General features: G+C 38.2%; 17 protein-coding genes. 3 read left to right on the top strand and 14 right to left on the bottom strand.

What is annotated here, in order from left to right; all coding sequences use genetic code 11:
• Window positions 1-16 precede the first annotated feature (16 nt).
• The 5 genes from RHP64_RS03390 to glmS form a co-directional block, all read right to left on the bottom strand.
• Complete coding sequence (locus RHP64_RS03390) at window positions 17-1735, bottom strand: proline--tRNA ligase (protein ID WP_025267905.1); 1719 nt, start codon at window positions 1733-1735, stop codon at window positions 17-19.
• A 50-nt stretch (window positions 1736-1785) separates the two neighbouring features.
• Window positions 1786-3039: an RIP metalloprotease RseP gene (rseP, locus tag RHP64_RS03385; RefSeq protein WP_025267904.1), complete on the bottom strand. Its 1254-nt coding sequence runs from the start codon at window positions 3037-3039 to the stop codon at window positions 1786-1788.
• A 53-nt stretch (window positions 3040-3092) separates the two neighbouring features.
• The gene (locus RHP64_RS03380) at window positions 3093-3887 is read right to left on the bottom strand and encodes a phosphatidate cytidylyltransferase (RefSeq protein ID WP_011679484.1); all 795 of its coding nucleotides are present in this window, start codon (window positions 3885-3887) and stop codon (window positions 3093-3095) included.
• Window positions 3887-4666, bottom strand: a complete 780-nt coding sequence (locus tag RHP64_RS03375) for an isoprenyl transferase (protein WP_025267903.1) — start codon at window positions 4664-4666, stop codon at window positions 3887-3889. The genes RHP64_RS03380 and RHP64_RS03375 overlap by 1 nt, the downstream gene beginning before the upstream one ends.
• A 117-nt stretch (window positions 4667-4783) precedes the next feature.
• The gene (glmS, locus tag RHP64_RS03370) at window positions 4784-6589 is read right to left on the bottom strand and encodes a glutamine--fructose-6-phosphate transaminase (isomerizing) (RefSeq protein ID WP_011679482.1); all 1806 of its coding nucleotides are present in this window, start codon (window positions 6587-6589) and stop codon (window positions 4784-4786) included.
• 208 nt (window positions 6590-6797) lie between these two features.
• Here glmS and ade point away from each other — a divergent pair, with 208 nt between their 5' ends.
• Together ade and RHP64_RS03360 are read left to right on the top strand one after the other, a co-directional pair.
• Window positions 6798-8453, top strand: a complete 1656-nt coding sequence (gene ade / locus RHP64_RS03365) for an adenine deaminase (protein WP_011679481.1) — start codon at window positions 6798-6800, stop codon at window positions 8451-8453.
• A gap of 4 nt (window positions 8454-8457) precedes the next feature.
• The gene (locus RHP64_RS03360) at window positions 8458-8955 is read left to right on the top strand and encodes a hypothetical protein (RefSeq protein WP_014324475.1); all 498 of its coding nucleotides are present in this window, start codon (window positions 8458-8460) and stop codon (window positions 8953-8955) included.
• 54 nt (window positions 8956-9009) lie between these two features.
• Here RHP64_RS03360 and mgtE read toward each other — a convergent pair whose 3' ends face one another.
• From mgtE to RHP64_RS03340, 4 genes are all read right to left on the bottom strand, one after another.
• The gene (gene mgtE, locus RHP64_RS03355; RefSeq protein WP_014324474.1) at window positions 9010-10374 is read right to left on the bottom strand and encodes a magnesium transporter; all 1365 of its coding nucleotides are present in this window, start codon (window positions 10372-10374) and stop codon (window positions 9010-9012) included.
• Between the two features lie 3 nt (window positions 10375-10377).
• A complete protein-coding gene (locus tag RHP64_RS03350) occupies window positions 10378-11277 on the bottom strand; it encodes an RluA family pseudouridine synthase (protein WP_014324473.1) in 900 nt (299 codons plus the stop codon).
• 154 nt (window positions 11278-11431) lie between these two features.
• Complete coding sequence (locus RHP64_RS03345; protein WP_011679477.1) at window positions 11432-12226, bottom strand: NAD kinase; 795 nt, start codon at window positions 12224-12226, stop codon at window positions 11432-11434.
• Window positions 12223-12798: a GTP pyrophosphokinase gene (locus RHP64_RS03340; protein WP_004164333.1), complete on the bottom strand. Its 576-nt coding sequence runs from the start codon at window positions 12796-12798 to the stop codon at window positions 12223-12225. Before RHP64_RS03340 ends, RHP64_RS03345 begins: the two co-directional genes overlap by 4 nt.
• 141 nt (window positions 12799-12939) lie before the next feature.
• Here RHP64_RS03340 and RHP64_RS03335 point away from each other — a divergent pair, with 141 nt between their 5' ends.
• Window positions 12940-13539: a DsbA family protein gene (locus tag RHP64_RS03335; protein ID WP_010293329.1), complete on the top strand. Its 600-nt coding sequence runs from the start codon at window positions 12940-12942 to the stop codon at window positions 13537-13539.
• A gap of 55 nt (window positions 13540-13594) precedes the next feature.
• On the opposite strand, the gene RHP64_RS03330 is transcribed toward RHP64_RS03335, so the two are convergent.
• The 5 genes from RHP64_RS03330 to recX form a co-directional block, all read right to left on the bottom strand.
• The gene (locus tag RHP64_RS03330) at window positions 13595-14560 is read right to left on the bottom strand and encodes an ROK family glucokinase (protein WP_004164341.1); all 966 of its coding nucleotides are present in this window, start codon (window positions 14558-14560) and stop codon (window positions 13595-13597) included.
• Window positions 14561-14721: 161 nt separating this feature from the next.
• The gene (locus tag RHP64_RS03325) at window positions 14722-14928 is read right to left on the bottom strand and encodes a YqgQ family protein (protein WP_011679476.1); all 207 of its coding nucleotides are present in this window, start codon (window positions 14926-14928) and stop codon (window positions 14722-14724) included.
• The gene (locus RHP64_RS03320; RefSeq protein WP_025267900.1) at window positions 14925-15608 is read right to left on the bottom strand and encodes a rhomboid family intramembrane serine protease; all 684 of its coding nucleotides are present in this window, start codon (window positions 15606-15608) and stop codon (window positions 14925-14927) included. The genes RHP64_RS03325 and RHP64_RS03320 overlap by 4 nt, the downstream gene beginning before the upstream one ends.
• 107 nt (window positions 15609-15715) lie before the next feature.
• The gene (gene ntdP, locus RHP64_RS03315; RefSeq protein WP_004164346.1) at window positions 15716-16285 is read right to left on the bottom strand and encodes a nucleoside tri-diphosphate phosphatase; all 570 of its coding nucleotides are present in this window, start codon (window positions 16283-16285) and stop codon (window positions 15716-15718) included.
• Window positions 16286-16335: 50 nt separating this feature from the next.
• A complete protein-coding gene (gene recX, locus RHP64_RS03310; protein ID WP_061514797.1) occupies window positions 16336-17139 on the bottom strand; it encodes a recombination regulator RecX in 804 nt (267 codons plus the stop codon).
• Window positions 17140-17215: the final 76 nt, after the last annotated feature.

Here is a 17215-nt window from a genome sequence, read left to right as displayed (position 1 = left end):
GCAATTTTAAATATACTTATTTTTCTGACGCATTTAGCAGTACTGAGACAGAATCCACGACTTCGCTAACTCGCATCTCAATGTTTGTGTTACTTGCTCGAACTTTGACTTCTACGACATCTTCGTCAGCCTTTTTACCGACTGTAATACGAATTGGTAGGCCAATCAAGTCCGCATCAGCAAACTTAACGCCAGCTCGTTCTTTACGGTCGTCAACTAATACTTCCATGCCTTGCGCTACCAACAATGTCTCTAGCTGTTCAGCCACACGAGCTTGGTCTTCATCCTTCATGTTAATTGGAACAATATGAATGTCAAATGGTGCTACGCTAGCAGGCCAAACTAAGCCATCTTCATCAGCCTTTTGTTCGGCAATAGCACTCAATAAACGTGAGACACCGATACCATACGATCCCATGATAACATCGGTTTGGCGTCCGTTATTATCCAGAACTTGTGCGCCTAAGGTTTTCGAGTAGCGCGTACCAAGTTTAAAAATATGACCAATTTCAATACCTGAAGTAAACTGTAATTTACCCTTACCATCTATGGCTAAATCACCCTCGCGTACTGTACGGAAATCACTAACATTTTCTACGAGTAAGTCAACATCACGATTCCAGTTAATATTGACATAATGCATCCCATCTTCATTAGCACCAGCGGCAAAATTAGCTAGATCAGCTGCTCTCTCATCAACTAAAAGCTTAACTTCTTCTGGTAATCCAACTGGTCCCAATGAACCAAATCCAGCACCAACTGCTTTACGAACATCCACTTCTTCAGCCATAACCAAAGAATCAGCATGTAAATAATTCTGAACCTTAACTTCGTTGACTTCAAAATCGCCAGTTGTCACAACAGCAACTAGTTCGTCATCTGCAACGAACATAATCGTCTTAACTAATTCATTCTTTGGCTTATCCAAAAGTGTGGCAACATCATCAATTGTCTTTTCGTTAGGGGTTGAAATTTTTTCAAGCGCCAACTGTTCAGCTGTTGCAGATCGACGTTCGTAAAAGTCCTTAGCCATTTCAAGATTAGCCGCATAATCTGTTGCATCAGAATAAGCAATCGTATCTTCACCAGCTGCAGCAGGTGCCGAAAATTCTTTAGAATCTGATCCACCCATAGCACCAGCATCGCCAACTATTGCACGATACTCGAGCCCTAGTCGATCAAAGATATTGGTGTAGGCTTCTTCCATATTATGAAATGCCTCATCCAAGCCTTCTTGATCAGCACTAAATGAGTAAGCATCTTTCATAATAAATTCACGAGTACGTAATAGACCGAAACGTGGTCGGTTTTCATCACGGAACTTTGCCTGAATTTGATAAACAGTCAATGGTAATTTCTTGTATGACTTAATTTCATCAGCAATTAATTGCGTAAAAGTTTCTTCGTGCGTAGGACCCAAAATAAAATCGCGATCTTGACGATTTTTAAACTTATATAAAGCTGGTCCGTATGTTTCATAACGACCAGAGCGTTGCCATAGCTCGGCTGGTAAGACTTCGGGTACCAACATTTCGTTGGCATCAATCTTATCCATCTCTTCACGAATAATTGTTTCAATTTTATTTAAAACTCGTTTTGCTAATGGTAAATATGAAAACATTCCCGCTGCAATTGGGCGAATATACCCTGCTTTTAGCAAAAGTTGATGGCTTTTTACTTCAGCCTCTGCTGGAATATCCCGCAATGTTGGCATTAATAATTTCGACTGTTTCATGAATTCCCCTTATGTTTTGTTGTTATGTACGGTGCCGATAGCACCAGTTTTTATCTTAAAATATCGTTTATAGTGACGGCAATCATTAAAATAATCATAAATACAGCGCCAACGATAGTTACAGCGTTTTCAAATGACTGTGGCAAAGGTCGACGTAATATACCCTCCAACAAATTCAAAATGAGTTTACCACCATCCAATGCTGGAATTGGAATTAGATTCATAATACCCAAATTAAGTGATAGCATAGCCATAAATATTAATATGTTTAAGAATCCTGTTTTTGCTACGGATGAAGTTGTTTTAGCAATAGACACAGGGCCACCAAGCTTATCTAAGCTAAAGCCACCAGTAAATAGATGGCTTAATGCATGCCATATTTGGCTAATTGTCGCACCTGTATTTATTAAACCATACTTTAGACGTGAAATGGTATCAGTGTGTGTTTTTTCGATGATACCAACTTGTTTAGTCTGCACACCATTTATTTTAACAGTTTTTGGTCTCACTTCAACCTGCTTTTTGTGACCATTGCGTAACACTGTGATGTTCAGCTGACTTTCCTTAGAGTTACCAATAGCATTGGCAACTTGGTCCCAAGTAGTCGTTTTGACCCTATCAATTTGTGTGATTTCGTCACCAGCTTTTAGACCAGCTTGATCAGCCGGCATATTTTTTTGAACGGTGCCAATAATAGGTTCATTTAAACCCACACTAGCGATGGCAAACCCTACTCCTGAAAAAATAACCAGGGCTAATATAAAGTTCATAACTGGACCAGCAATATTAATTAACGCACGTTTCCATACTTTGGCGCTTTGTAGCCATACATCTCGTGGCGCAACCTGAACCTCAACACCATTTTCCTCAATAATCGTTGCATCATGATCAACATGTACAGTCGTCATGTCTGTGGCATTGTCTGAATATCCCGTCAGGGTCAAAGCGTCACTTAAATCGAACGAATCAACTTGGAAAGGCACACCGATCCCAGCCTCATCTATTTGTGTATCTATTTTTGTGACTTTTCCCTGTTCATTAAAAGTCAAACGTAATCGTTGACCTGCATCCAGATCGGGTTCTTCATCCATGCCAGCCATACGAACATACCCACCTACAGGTAGTATGCGAATAGTATAGGCTGTATGATTTCGCTTCCAACTGAGCAGTTTTGGTCCCATTCCAATTGCAAATTCACGAACTAATACACCAGATTTTTTCGCGACAAAAAAATGTCCAAATTCATGCACTGTAACGAGCACGCCAAACACAAATATAAAAGCAATAATTGATGTAACATTCATAAATTTAGCACCTACCTGATTTGAAGAAATCTAATAATCTTGCAAAATCATTTTTAATTGAGTATACCCAATACGGCCATCATAGGCATAACGATTAACATTGAATCAAAACGGTCTAATATGCCACCATGTCCAGGCAAAATATTACCCGAATCTTTCACACCATAATGACGTTTGAAACCGGATTCAATTAAGTCACCTAACTGACCAGCAATTGACAAAATGGCCGTAAACGCTAGCAATTCGATAAAGTTATAATCCGGCAACCAATGGAAGATGGTAAATAATGCTGGAATCACAATAATAGCTACCATGCTACCACCAATAGAACCTTCCCAAGTTTTATTGGGGCTGATTTTAGGAGCCAATTTATTTTTCCCAATGGCACGACCAACCATATAAGCACCTGAATCAGTGATCCATACAATCAGCATACCGAACATGACCGTAGCAATCCCCTTACTATCTGCTTGAAAAAAGTAATGGAATCCTGTACCAACATATACAATCGTCAGCGCCAATGTTCCTGCATCATCAAAATTAAAATGATTACGACTCAAAACGGTATGTAGCAAAAGTAAGAAGACAATAATATAAAAAATGACGCTTCCATTAATATTAAATGGCATATCTTGCCAAGTTGATTTCGGTAGTGTAATTACAATAACACCAACAAAGCTCAGCAATGCTTCCGCAGATACGAAAAAACGATGTTTCATACGTAGTATCTCGCTCATAGCAACAACTGCCATGGCTAACGTCAAAATCAAAAGAGGCATACCACCAATTACTAACAATGGCACAAAGATAATTAAAGCAACGACTGCTGTAATAACACGTGTTTTCATTAAGCTTGTTTCTCACTTTCATCATTGAGACCGCCAAATCGTCGATCTCGTTTTGTATAAGATTGTATGGCTGTCATTAGATCATCCGAAGAATAGTCAGGCCATAGAACATCAGTAAAATATAATTCTGCGTAAGCGGCTTGGTATGGCAAAAAATTACTCAAGCGCAATTCACCAGAGGTTCGAATCATCAAGTCTGGTGTGGCCAAGTCTCCCAAGTGTGCTGTCTGTAAGGCGGCAGCGAAAACTTCCGAATTAATATCATCCGGTGACAAATGGCCCTTGGCTACTTCTTCGGCTATTTTTTTTGTAGCATCAACAATTTCAACTTGTCCGCCATAATTCATTGCAAAGTTTAAAACCATGCCGGTACCATTGGCAGTCTCTTCAATTGCTCTATTAACAGCATCTTGAGTCGCTGCTGGTAACGCATCAACATTTCCAGTAACAGAAACTCGAATGTTATTTTTAATCAAATCAGGTACGAAATCATTAAAAAAAGCGATTGGCAGCTGCATTAGAAAGTTGACCTCATCATTGGGACGTGACCAATTTTCCGTAGAAAATACATATAGTGTCAGGACTTTAACGCCCATATCACTTGCTGCAGACGCAATGCGCTTTACTGTATTCATGCCAGCCTTGTGTCCCGCAGCTCTTGGCATTAAGCGTTTCTTTGCCCATCGACCATTACCATCCATGATAATTGCAATATGCTCTGGAATTTTAAGTTGCGTAGTATCGTAAACGGTGTTCTCTTTTGTTTTAAAAAGCGCCAAAACGCTCCTCCTTCGTATGCAATATTTTTTTGCATAATGGTATCTAGTACATTTTACCAGAATGAAACGCTGCGTACAAAAAAAATCGATAAGAATATTTCTATCGATTTTTATATTTTATTGAACTGTTACACTCTTTGCCAAGTTTCGAGGTCGATCAACATCCAACCCTCTATCTAGAGTTGCGTAATAGGCAATTAATTGAGCTGGAATCACTTCCAATAATGGCATCAGTAGTTCATTGACTTCCGGCAAAATATAGGCGTCGCCAGTTTTAGCCAGTTCTTTGGTTGCTATGACAATTGTATTAGCACCACGTGCGGCAACTTGTGCAATTTCACCTCGAACTAATCCAGCTGTCTTCGCTTGTGTAAGGAGTGCAAAAACTGGTGTTCCTTCTTCAATAAGTGAGATCGTACCGTGCTTTAGTTCTCCAGCAGCAAACCCTTCCGTTTGCACGTAGGAGATTTCTTTTAACTTGAGTGCCGCCTCAACAGCTACGGCAGCGTCTAGGCCACGTCCGATATAAAATGCTGAGCGCTGTCCAGATAATGCACTTTCTGCTATTGCTTTAAAATCTTCTTTTTGATCAATGATCACTTGCATTTCAACAGCTACTTTCGCCAATTCAAGCTTCAAATTCAATCCTGAATGACCAATAGCGTGGGCTAAAATAGCCTCAACACTTATTTGAGCTGTGTATGCCTTGGTAGAAGCAACCGCTATTTCCGGTCCGGCGAGTAGAGGTAACGCGAAGTCAGCTTCTCGTGTTAATGTTGAATTCATAACATTAGCAATAGTCAAGGTTGGATAGCCCTGTTTCGTAATATTATCCAAAACTTCACGAGAATCAGCCGTTTCACCTGATTGGCTCAAGAAAATAAAGAATGGTTTTTGACTGAGCATTGGTTGATCATAAGCAAATTCTGAAGAAATATGGACTTCAGTCGGAATCTTAGCCCATTGCTCAAAATACCGTTTGCCAACTAATCCGGCATGATACGATGTTCCTGCAGCAACAATATATAAGCGATCAGCCGCTTTCATTGCATCAATAATGTTGGCATCGATATTTTGAATATTATTCTCGTCATCAAAATAATATTGAGAAAGCGTGCGAGTAACAATTGCTTGCTCATCCACTTCTTTAAGCATGTAGTATGGATAAACACCTTTATCTGTTTCTGCAGCATCAATATCGAGATGGAATGGTAACCGTGTAATTGGTTCTCCTTGCGCATTGAATAATGTCACTTTATCTTTCTCAACAATCGCTACTTCATCATCCATCAATTCGATAAAGTCATGGGTTATATCTAACATAGCAGCAGCGTCAGAGGTCACCACATTTCCCTGATCTGAAACACCAATCAGTAAAGGACTTTTCTTTTTAGCAGTATACATAATCCCGGGTTCTTGACGATCCATCAACAAGAATGCGTATGCTGAATTGCCGTCTAGTAAAGCAATCATTTTCTTAAAAGCGTCGACTGCTGACAAGTTCTCTTCTTTTGCAAACTTATCTATCAATTGGACAGCAACTTCTGTATCTGTCTGAGAATGTAGTTTTACACCTTGCAAATATGTATCACGTAATTCATCGTAATTTTCAATCACACCATTGTGTGCTAAGTAGAAACGTCCATCTTCTGAAGCATGGGGATGCGCATTTTCAACAGATACACCACCGTGAGTTGCCCAACGCGTATGAGCAATACCCGAAGTCCCCTTGATATTCTTATTTTCCGTAGCACGTTCCAAATCAGCTACACGGCCTGTTTCCTTGACCAAATAGTCTCCTTGGTCACCATCATTTACATACACGCCAGCTGAATCATAACCACGATATTCTAGCTTTTCTAGACCTTTTAACAAAGTTGGTAACACTTGATTAAAACTAGTAAATCCAACAATTCCACACATTTATATAGTCCTACTTTCAAAAATGGTTTTATTTTTTATTTTGTTCACAAGTGTTATTTTACACAGCTTAAAAGCCATTGTCAAACAACTTTTTAATTATTGGTATACCTTATAAAAAGTGATTGGTACAACATTACTATTTAGAATATTTCTTCTATACAATATGAGTTTATGGTATCATATAAAAAAATTGAAGGTGAGACATATTGTGACAAAACTCGTTACATGGCACATCAAAAATGCCAAAATTCTAGATGTATTTAATTTAAAATTTGACGATACAGAATTATGGATTAACGATAATCAAATTTTATACCGCGGAAAGCGAAGTGACTTAACAGCTGAAAATACCTTTGATGCTGGTGGCGGATATATTGTGCCTGGGTTGATAGATTCCCATTTACACATTGAAAGCTCATTACTTACGCCCAGTGAATTTGGAAAACTGGTTATACCACATGGAATCACTCGAATATTTGCAGATCCCCATGAAATTGCCAGTGTAGCTGGTGTGTCTGGCATCCAATATATGTTGGAAGATGCTAAACAAACACCGCTAAACATTCATTACATGTTACCTTCTTCAGTACCCGCTACACCTTTTGAACATGCTGGAGCGACGCTTCACGCTGATGCTTTAAAGCCATTCTATAGCGTGCCGGAAGTCAACGGTTTAGCAGAAGTTATGGATTTTCCTGCTGTAGCAAATCTTGATCCCGATATGTTACAAAAAATTAAAGATGCTGAAGATGCTGGTCGACATGTTGACGGTCATGCTGCCGGTTTAACTCCAGAGCAACTTGCAGTTTATCGAAATGTTGGCATTGACACTGATCACGAGAGTGAGAATGCAAAAGAAGCATTAGAACGCTTAAATGCTGGTTTCTCCATATTTGTTCGCGAAGGCACGGTTGAGCGTGATGAAAAAGCAATACTACCTGCAATTACAATGGCCAATCAATCACACTTTTCTTTTGCCACAGATGACAAAACAGCTAACGACATCCAAAGTGAAGGTTCCATTGATTATAGCGTGAAACTTGCCATTGAAAATGGTATGGATCCAGCAATTGCTTTTACGATAGCAACGTATAATGCCGCTCAAGCGCATAAGCTACAAAATATCGGCGCATTGACAGATGGATTTGTGGCCGATCTAGCAGTATTCGATGATTTAGCACATTTGGAGACACCAAAAGTCATGATTGGTGGTCATTGGTATAAAGACAATCAATCAATTGTCACACCGTTAGCCAACCAATCATTAAACTTCTCATTAACCAAATCCGATATCGCCTTACCTCTCCAATCTGATAAACCAGCACATATTATCAATATCACACCTCACCACATCACCACCGAGCACACTGTGGAAGAAGTTCCTGTTGAGCAAGGGCTGTTCGTTGCAAACGAAACTTTCGCTAAAATTGTAGTCGCAGAACGTTATCACAATCTTGGCCATGGTGTCGGTATCATCAAAGGATTTAACATGCGCGACGGTGCGATTGCTTCAACTATTGCTCATGATTCCCATAACGTGATTATAGCAGGCGTAAACGACGACGACATGATTTTAGCAGCAGATACGCTGCATGAAATCGGCGGTGGCCAAGTTGTCGTTAACCATGGTAAAATTACGACCCTACCACTCCCAATTGGCGGTTTAATGTCAGATCAACCATTTGAAAATGTCATCAAAACTAACCAGCAATTACTACAAGCTTTCTCAGAAATCAGTGACGTGCCATTTGATCCATTTTTAACTTTATCGTTCATGGCATTACCGGTCATTCCAAGTTTAAAGATTACCGATCAAGGCCTATTTGATTTCGAAAAATTTGATTTCATAACAGTACAGGATTAAAAAAATGAGAGCATTAAGTATTTCCCCAGAAAAATTATTAACAATGATCATTGGGCAACCCATAACTTTAGATATTTCTTATGCAGGCCAACTACTTCTGGCATCAACAGCGCATCAACAACCAAACCTGCCGTCTGAAATGGCAGGCGCATTAGCCGAAGTCAGTGACACTGGTCAAGTTAAATTTATTACTTTGGTTCATCCATTTACAGTGATTAATCGTGATGAATTATTTGATATTAATGAAAGTAATATCCATCGAGAGCCATATAATTGGTTTGGTCCACAAGCACTTGTAATTGAGAAAAAAATGCAAGACTTCATCAACAGTTATGATGGCCCCGTTACAGAGGATGGTGCGATTCCTCGCCAATACATCCCCGACAATATTGCTGAACCAATTATTTTATCAGACAAATATTGGCAAGACTACGCTTCATTTGTCAATGACCCTGATGGTAGCTTCGCGAAGCAAATCAAACCAATATTTAAAATCATATAAACAAAAAAGCAATAGCGATAAGAACCGCTATTGCTTTTTTCGCGTATTTTAGTTTTACGCGCCGGTAAAATGTGAAATAAATAATTGTGCAATATTAAAATAAATTAGAACTGAAGTTAAATCTGATAAAGTTGTAATAAATGGGCCACTTGCTACCGCCGGATCCATGCCTAATTTATCAATAAGTACGGGAATCAAGTACCCCGCTAGGTTGGCTACCATAATAGCAATTGCCATCGCGATACCCACTGCAAGACCCAGTTGATAATTATGCTTCCAAAAAGTAACAATTAGAAAAACTGAGAAACCCGTTGCTGTCCCTACTAAAAACCCCGCAAGAATTTCACTCAAGAAATTTTTGACAGCACTATTATTACTTCCTACAGCTAAGCGCCGGACAGCCAACGCTAATGCTTGCGTCCCAGCATTACCAGCTGTACCAGTAATCAGAGAAATAAACACAGCCAATATTGACGCTTTTCGTACCAGACCATCAAATGAACTAATCAGCGTAGCCGTTGACATTCCTAATAAAAGAAGTGCAATCAACCAAGGAATACGTTTAATCGCTGAATGCCATGCTGTATCATCTGTTTGACTAACGTTAACGGCAGCCAATCCGGAATAATCTTCAACAGCCTCTTCATCAATAACATCCACGATATCATCAACTGTAATGACACCTAATAATCGGTCATTATCATCTGTAACTGGAATGGATATGAAGTTATAGTCAGCCACAATTTGTGCAACGTCTTGCTGATCATCACCAGCTTTAACACTGATAATTCTGTCTTTCGTAATTTCCGAAACTAACATGTCATCAGGATGTGTTAACAAATCACGAAGAGAAATAACACCAACTAGCCGTTCTTGTTTATCTAATACATAAACGTAGTTGATCGCCTCAGCTTCAAGTGCTTGTTGCTTAACTAAACGCATCACTTCATCAACACGCAAATCTGCCTCAACTGCCAAGTACTCAATTGACATTAATGAACCAGCAGTTTGTTCCTCGTAATTGATCAGCTTACGAATATCTTCAGCCTCATCTTTTGGCATCAAGCTTAAATAGGTTGCAACTAACCGTGTTGGCATTTCCTGGAGAAGATCGACCTCGTTATCGGCATACATATTGCGCAAAATTTGAACAGCTTTTTGAGGGGGCATTTCTTGCAATAAGTCATCAATATCTTCATCATCAACATCTATATTATCAAAAACAGTCGCTAATGTTTCATTGTCAAGCAATCGCCATGCTACTGCACGTAATTGTTCCGGTAATCCACTATACACTTGTCCCATTTCAAAGTCGTGTAGCGCGTTGAATGACGTCACAAAGGCCTCATCTTGTCCTGAATGCAATAAATCGGAAAGATGAGCGATATTTTGATGTAATTGTTCTGATTTTTCTTCCACTGTTTACTCTATATCTCTCAAAGTTTTTAAATCATCTGGTAAAGGCGTATTAAATTCTCGGTATTCCTCAATGAAGGGATCATAGAATTTCATGTGATAAGCATGCAATGCTTGTCTTTGTAATCCATGCCATGCTGGTCCACCATACAAAGTATCCCCTACCAAAGGATGCCCTATATTGGCAAAATGAACACGGATTTGGTGTGTTCGTCCTGTATGCAATTGTACTTTCACACGAGTCATATTTTGTTCATCATCTTCATAACGACGTTCGACCCAATATTCTGTGCGAGATGGTTTGCCATCATCACGGACTTCTCTTTTGATAAAATCCCCATCCATGCGACCAATCGGTGCATTAATATCGCCATGGTCATCCGGTAAAATACCTGACGGATAAGCCAAATAAAATTTTTCAACCGTATGGTTTTGTAATTGTTGATCCAAAACTGCATGGGCAAATCTATGCTTGGCTAATAAGACAATTCCTGATGTGTCACGATCAAGGCGAGTAACAACATGAGGAACTAAATCATCAGCCTTAATTGTTTCAAGGTGTCCTTTAACTTGATTAACCAAAGTATGCAAACGATCAGCATGTCCTGGAACCGTTGTTATACCGTATGGTTTATCAACAACTAGCCAATGTTCATTTTCAAATATAATGTCTAATGGTTTATAATCTGGTACAACCAAGTCATTACTTTTTTCTGTAGGCATAACAATCGTAACGATGTCACCATTCATCAAATAATCGGATGTATAAACTGGTTTTTCATTTACCAAGATTGCGCCGCCATTATGCTTCATTTGGCTAAACATTCTATGCGAAACGCCATGATTTTGCAAAAAAGTGCGCACTTTACGCTGTTCATCACCACTATATTTCCAAGTAAATTTCATGTTTAATCTTATTCAATAACTTAAATTATATACTACAATATTCGCATTATATAATATTTAGCTTGCACCACCTTGGAACAAACTATTACTAAATTTCCTCTCAAATTTATGTATAAAAAATCCTGTCCCTCAAGACAGTAATTAGCTGTTTAATTTATTCAATTTCACTGATAAAGGCATTCTGTACACGTCGCCAAAAATCCACATGCCGATATTGAGCAAAATGGACCCTTTTTTCAGAGACCTTAAAGCGTAGTTCAGTAATATTGTGCCCTTTAATCTCTTCTTGGTCATACATAACCAAAAAATGATTGCTTTTTGGTTTCATCACAATTTCTTGATCTTGTGGCACAATTAGCGGTGAACCTAAGGTTCGAAATACTCGGTTATTAATTGAGGCTATTTCAGACATTTGAATTGCTGGCAAGCTCGGATGTAGCACTGCACCACCATTAGCCTTATTATAAGCTGTTGATCCAGTTGGCGTTGCAACAGCAATACCATCTCCACGAAAACGCTCAAAGGCCTGGCCACCTAAATATATGTCGGCAACTAAAGTGCCAATAGGTTGCTTTATAACCGCTTCATTAAGCGCTAAAAATTTGTAAGATTCACCACTAGTTCTCACAACAGTCAGCTCGAGTAGTGGGTAACTAACTTTTTGGCCGTTATCATGGATTAAACTATCAACAAACTGGTCAAGCTCCGTGCTTAACCAATCCGTATAAAACCCCAAATGACCTGTATGAAGGCCAACAAAACGCACGCTTTCTGTTTGATCAACATACTTTTGAAAAGCGCCCAAAAGCGTGCCATCCCCACCAACGGAAACGACAATATCCGGATTTCTATCATCAATATCGACATTATTTTTCTTCATTGCCAGTATTAATTTTTTGGCAATAATCACGCTATGTTCAGCATGATTATTGAAAATTGCGATTTTCATTCTATTGCTCTTATCTCACTAAGTTCTTGATCTAAAGCAAAAGTTGATTCGGATAGTTTAGTCAGTCGATTTGCTAAATCTTCGTTCAACTCCCCATGCTTATAACGTAAATCATGTTCCACAGTAGCCCAAAAATTCATCGCCATTGTCCGCACCTGAATCTCTGCCAATACTTTTAGTTCTCCAGTATACATCTGGACTGGATATTCAATCACAAGATGATACGAACGATAACCCGAAGGTTTAGCATTACTGACATAATCACGCTCTTCTAAAATTTGAAAATCCGTCCTTTGACGCAACAAATCGACCACAGTATAAATGTCTTCAACATACTTTGTCATAATACGAACACCGGCAATATCTTGCAAATCAAGAGCCAACCGATTCTCATCTAAATGTCGACGAACTATCTTTTCTTCAATTGAGGCTTGAGACTTTACACGACCAGTTACAAATTCAATTGATGAATCTTCACCAGATTTTTCGTATTGCTGACGCAAACCACGTAATTTTACTTTAAGCTCTGAGACGGTTTGAATATATGGTATAAAAAAATGATCCCAATCCATACTGTCATCCTTTATTATATTTTTTTAATTACTACTATTCTATTTTAACATATTTATGAGCGTATCATTTGTCAAGTACACCCTTGACGACTATACTAATATTTTGTATATTGAATAAGTTAATAACTCAGGAGAACAATCATGCTATCTATATATCATTTCGATACGCCACTGTCCGATAATTGCTTAATTACAGAGCAATATCTACAAAAAATTAGTCAACAAATTCATCGTTCACATCATCTGTTTTTTGTGCCTTTAATCAATGAACCAATTTTGAAAATGATTAAAGATGATAATTCATCATGTGCTGATGAACCAACAGACAAAGCCAGCTTAGTCTATCGACTCACTCTCGATTTCAAAGCTGCTCAAATTGAAGGTAATAAAAAAGCGCGAGCATTACTCATTAACCTACAAGAGGCGCTAACGGTTGGTCATCAGAAATACTCACGTAATTTAGTAATCAATATTGCTAAAAAAGTGGGCATCAACATCACAGACTTTCTGTATAACCGTAATTCAAAAGAAACGATGCAGGCCATATTAGAAGATCAACAACTAGCTCACGGTATGATGCCAAAGGTTCAGGCTACGGTAGCGATTGATGATGCAGTCGATTTAAAAACACAAATCTTAACTGATTTCTCTGTTAACGATTTGCTACCTGCATTTTTACCCCATATATCAGATGATGATGCATCAGAAAAAAACGCAGAAGCATCAGTTAATTTAGCATAAATGATTACAAATAAAAAAACTGCTACGAGATAGCAGTTTTTTATTTGTAATCATATTAAGCAGTTATTCGAGCTAGACTCGCCGCACCAATCACACCAGCATCGTTACCTAACTCCGCTAACTTTACACGTGTAGAGTGACGAACTGTTGGAAAAGCAAACTTGGTCCAATGTTCTTCAACACGTGCACGCAAGAACTCGCCAGCAGCAGCAACACCACCACCGATAACAACGGCTGATGGATTCAAGATATTAGACATAGTAGCTGTGGCATAACCCAAATAGTAAGCCACTTTGTCAACAACTTTATTTGCCAAAAAGTCGCCCTGTTTTGCTAAATCAAAGACAATTTTTGATGTGACTTCTTCTCCATTGTCGATCATCTTCTTTAATTTTGAACTACCTACATATTCTTCAGCAATATTTTGTGCCAAATGAACAACACCAGTAGCTGAAGCATATTGTTCTAAGCAGCCACGATTACCGCATGTGCACAAGTATCCATCAGGCTCAACAATCATGTGACCGACTTCTCCGCCGGCCCCAACTGTACCGTGAATTAGCTGACCATTGGCTAACAATCCACCACCGACACCGGTACCTAAGGTAATGAATGAAACTTCATCATCATTATTACCAGCACCCTTCCATGCTTCGCCAAGAGCAGCAGAGTTAGCATCGTTATCAATTGTCAAAGTAAATCCAGTTCCTGCCTCAATATCTGCTTTGACAGGTTGTTCTGTTTTCCAATTTAAGTTAAAGGCGCCTGTGACTGTACCTGTTTCACGGTTAACAGTTCCCGGTGTACCCATACCAATACCAATGATGCGTTCTTTATCCAATTGGTATAAGTCTAAATGATGATTAATGGATTCAACAATATCTGGAACAATGTGTGCACCATCATCCAAAATGTTTGTTTTAATTGACCACTTTTGTTGAATTTCACCTTGATCAGTCAAAATTGCAAACTTGATAGTTGTACCACCAAGATCAACGCCAATAAGTTTATCTTTTGCCATGATTATTAAAGTGCAAAGCGTATTTCTAAAGACAAATTAACTGCCTTATATGATGATTAATCAGCGCAATGCATGTTTCCTCCATAAAATTTATTACTTACATATTTTAACAGAAAGTGCTTACATAGTGCAAGCGTTTTCATCATTTTCATTAAATGTTTTCAATCACTTGGATTTTCGACTTCCATTGTGTGTTCATGTGATAAAATTAACTTAATCGTTGCATAATCTTTTGCATTTAAAATGTCAGTTTTGTAGAGATTATCTACTTCTAGTGCTGCTAATTCGATATCCCACAGACGCTTACCAACGTGAATATACACACCGAATTCTTTTAAATATTGTAATACATCATAAAATGTTTTCATATTCTTAAACCTGCCCAAAAAGTTAAAATAATCAGCAATATTGTTATAGCGCCCATGATTAAGCGCACTCGAATAGCGTATTTCCCACTGCGCCCATAGAAACCAAACATTACCGCAAACATCATCCCACCGATTAAGCCACCGATGTGTCCCCATATATCAATATCCGTTGATGAAAATCCTGTGACTAAATTCAAAATGACAAAGAGCCCCAACATTGTTCCCATCGACTTAACTTGCGGATCTTCTTTAAAACGAATGGCATACAAAATTAGTCCACCAAACATGGCAAAAAGTGCTGTAGATGCACCTACAGAAACACTCGACGGCGCCAATAAATATGAAAAAATATTACCAATAATACCACCAAAAAAATATAGTCCAAAAAATTTTGCACTGCCAAATGCTCGTTCAACAAGTGGTCCAATAAACCATAAAGTGATCATATTAGTGACAATGTGTAAAAAACCAGCATGGAGAAAAACCGGCGTTAACAATCGCCAGTATTCATGTTTTAACTGGATATATGGTCCCCATTTTGCACCCATATTAATTAAGAATTCACTATTCTCCGTCGTTCCGCGGCTTAATATAAGCTCAATTAGGAATACAAAAGTAGTTACCAAAAATATAATTGTCGTTATCGGTGCTGTTTGATATTGTTCTTTTAATGCCTTCATAACCTTTATTTTAACAGATTATGGTTTTTTATGTTTTGTTGTGTGATAAATGAATTAACTTATTCGTATGCATCAGAAAAAGCATTCGACAAATCGAATGCTTTTTCTCAACGACGATCTTTTAACCGCTGTTGCATCAAATATTGATATCGTGTATACCAAACGTCAACATATCCTTGTGAGAATGGTCCAGAACCTTCGTTTATCCAATCAACCAAAATTTTGACATGAGCTTTCAAAATTTTATCGATTTCTGGTGGATAATGCCACTTTTTACTATGAGCCGCATATTCATCTGCATCCAGTAAATGTTTGACGCCATCAGGAAAAACTTTAATATCTAAATCGTAGTCAATATATTTTAGCGCCTCTTTATCGAGTACATACGGAGAAGCTAAATTACAATAATACGACACACCATTATCGCGAATCATCGCAATAATGTTAAACCAATATTTCTTATGGAAATAAACAATAGCAGGTTCTCGGGTAACCCATCGTCTACCATCATCTTCCGTTACCAAAGTGTGATCGTTTAGGCCAATGATAGAATTTTCACTGGTCTTTAGTACCATGGTATCGCGCCAAGTTCGATGCAACGAGCCATCGTGCTTATAGCTTTTGATCGTGATGAAGTCACCTTCTCGTGGTCCACGACTGGGTCTATCAACGTTCATAACGCTACCTACTCTTCTAACACCGAATTCCTATTTAATTGTACCACATTTCAATCATCTGCAGATACTTCTAACTCATGAATTACCACATTAATTAATTCGGCATTATAACCTTTCGTATACAAACTATTTTTAGTTTTATATATCCTTTGACTTGGTACTTCGTTACGGTAGCGTCGCCAGCTTTTTTCCGCTTGACGCTTGATATTTTCTAACTCAATTTCATCGTCATTTTCTGTAATCACCCTATCAACAACAATCTCTGCAATATCAAAAGAGAATCCTTTTGTGGCTAAAGCTTGTACAATTTTTTGTTTCTTAGCACGAGTTGATTCTCTTTTGTATGTGGTAGCAGATTTTAAAGCAAGTTTCTCTGCAATTTCAATTTGCTCCTCGTGAGTATAATCAGATAATGCTGTTTCGATATCATCATCATTAACACCTGCCTGCTTCAAATCCATCTTGATAACATTGGGTCCCTTAGGACTAATAATTTTTTTTGTTGAAACATAGTGTTGCGCATAATTTAAATCATCGATATATTTTTGTTCATATAATTGTGCAACAACTTCATCCTGAATACTTTCAGATACCTCTTTTTCACTCATTTTCTGTTTCACTTGTTTGACTGTGTGCAATGAGTGGCTAAGGAAGTTAAGAGCAATGCTTAACGCCTTGGCAATGGAATCATTATGCTTAATTTCTGCAATTAATTCGGCATCTAATTCTCGCCCTTTCGCCAAACCAAATTTAATGAGAACACTTTCCGCCACACCAAAAGCGAATTGATTATCTAGATCAATATTATAGCGACCCGCTTTTTTTTGAATTGAAATTTTAGTTATCTTTTTCATAACTCTATTGTACGACAAATATTGCTATTCACATGTATTTTAAAATAAAAAATGATGCTAATACTGACATTAACAT

It is taken from the genome of Leuconostoc sp. XM4 (genome assembly GCF_055698815.1).
Note: the sequence above shows the minus strand (reverse complement) of the source record. Positions and strands in the feature narration are given on the sequence as shown.

What these genes read in the sequence shown, in the direction of transcription:
- RHP64_RS03350 (WP_014324473.1), bottom strand. Translation starts at nt 11,277, where the DNA reads ATGAAATTTACTTGGAAATATAGTGGTGATGAACAGCGTAAAGTGCGC.
- RHP64_RS03360 (WP_014324475.1), top strand. Translation starts at nt 8,458, where the DNA reads ATGAGAGCATTAAGTATTTCCCCAGAAAAATTATTAACAATGATCATT.
- RHP64_RS03325 (WP_011679476.1), bottom strand. Translation starts at nt 14,928, where the DNA reads ATGAAAACATTTTATGATGTATTACAATATTTAAAAGAATTCGGTGTG.
- ntdP (WP_004164346.1), bottom strand. Translation starts at nt 16,285, where the DNA reads ATGAACGTTGATAGACCCAGTCGTGGACCACGAGAAGGTGACTTCATC.
- RHP64_RS03340 (WP_004164333.1), bottom strand. Translation starts at nt 12,798, where the DNA reads ATGGATTGGGATCATTTTTTTATACCATATATTCAAACCGTCTCAGAG.
- RHP64_RS03390 (WP_025267905.1), bottom strand. Translation starts at nt 1,735, where the DNA reads ATGAAACAGTCGAAATTATTAATGCCAACATTGCGGGATATTCCAGCA.
- RHP64_RS03320 (WP_025267900.1), bottom strand. Translation starts at nt 15,608, where the DNA reads ATGAAGGCATTAAAAGAACAATATCAAACAGCACCGATAACGACAATT.
- RHP64_RS03330 (WP_004164341.1), bottom strand. Translation starts at nt 14,560, where the DNA reads ATGGCAAAAGATAAACTTATTGGCGTTGATCTTGGTGGTACAACTATC.
- glmS (WP_011679482.1), bottom strand. Translation starts at nt 6,589, where the DNA reads ATGTGTGGAATTGTTGGATTTACTAGTTTTAATCAAGTGTTACCAACT.
- recX (WP_061514797.1), bottom strand. Translation starts at nt 17,139, where the DNA reads ATGAAAAAGATAACTAAAATTTCAATTCAAAAAAAAGCGGGTCGCTAT.
- RHP64_RS03345 (WP_011679477.1), bottom strand. Translation starts at nt 12,226, where the DNA reads ATGAAAATCGCAATTTTCAATAATCATGCTGAACATAGCGTGATTATT.
- RHP64_RS03380 (WP_011679484.1), bottom strand. Translation starts at nt 3,887, where the DNA reads ATGAAAACACGTGTTATTACAGCAGTCGTTGCTTTAATTATCTTTGTG.
- RHP64_RS03335 (WP_010293329.1), top strand. Translation starts at nt 12,940, where the DNA reads ATGCTATCTATATATCATTTCGATACGCCACTGTCCGATAATTGCTTA.
- rseP (WP_025267904.1), bottom strand. Translation starts at nt 3,039, where the DNA reads ATGAATGTTACATCAATTATTGCTTTTATATTTGTGTTTGGCGTGCTC.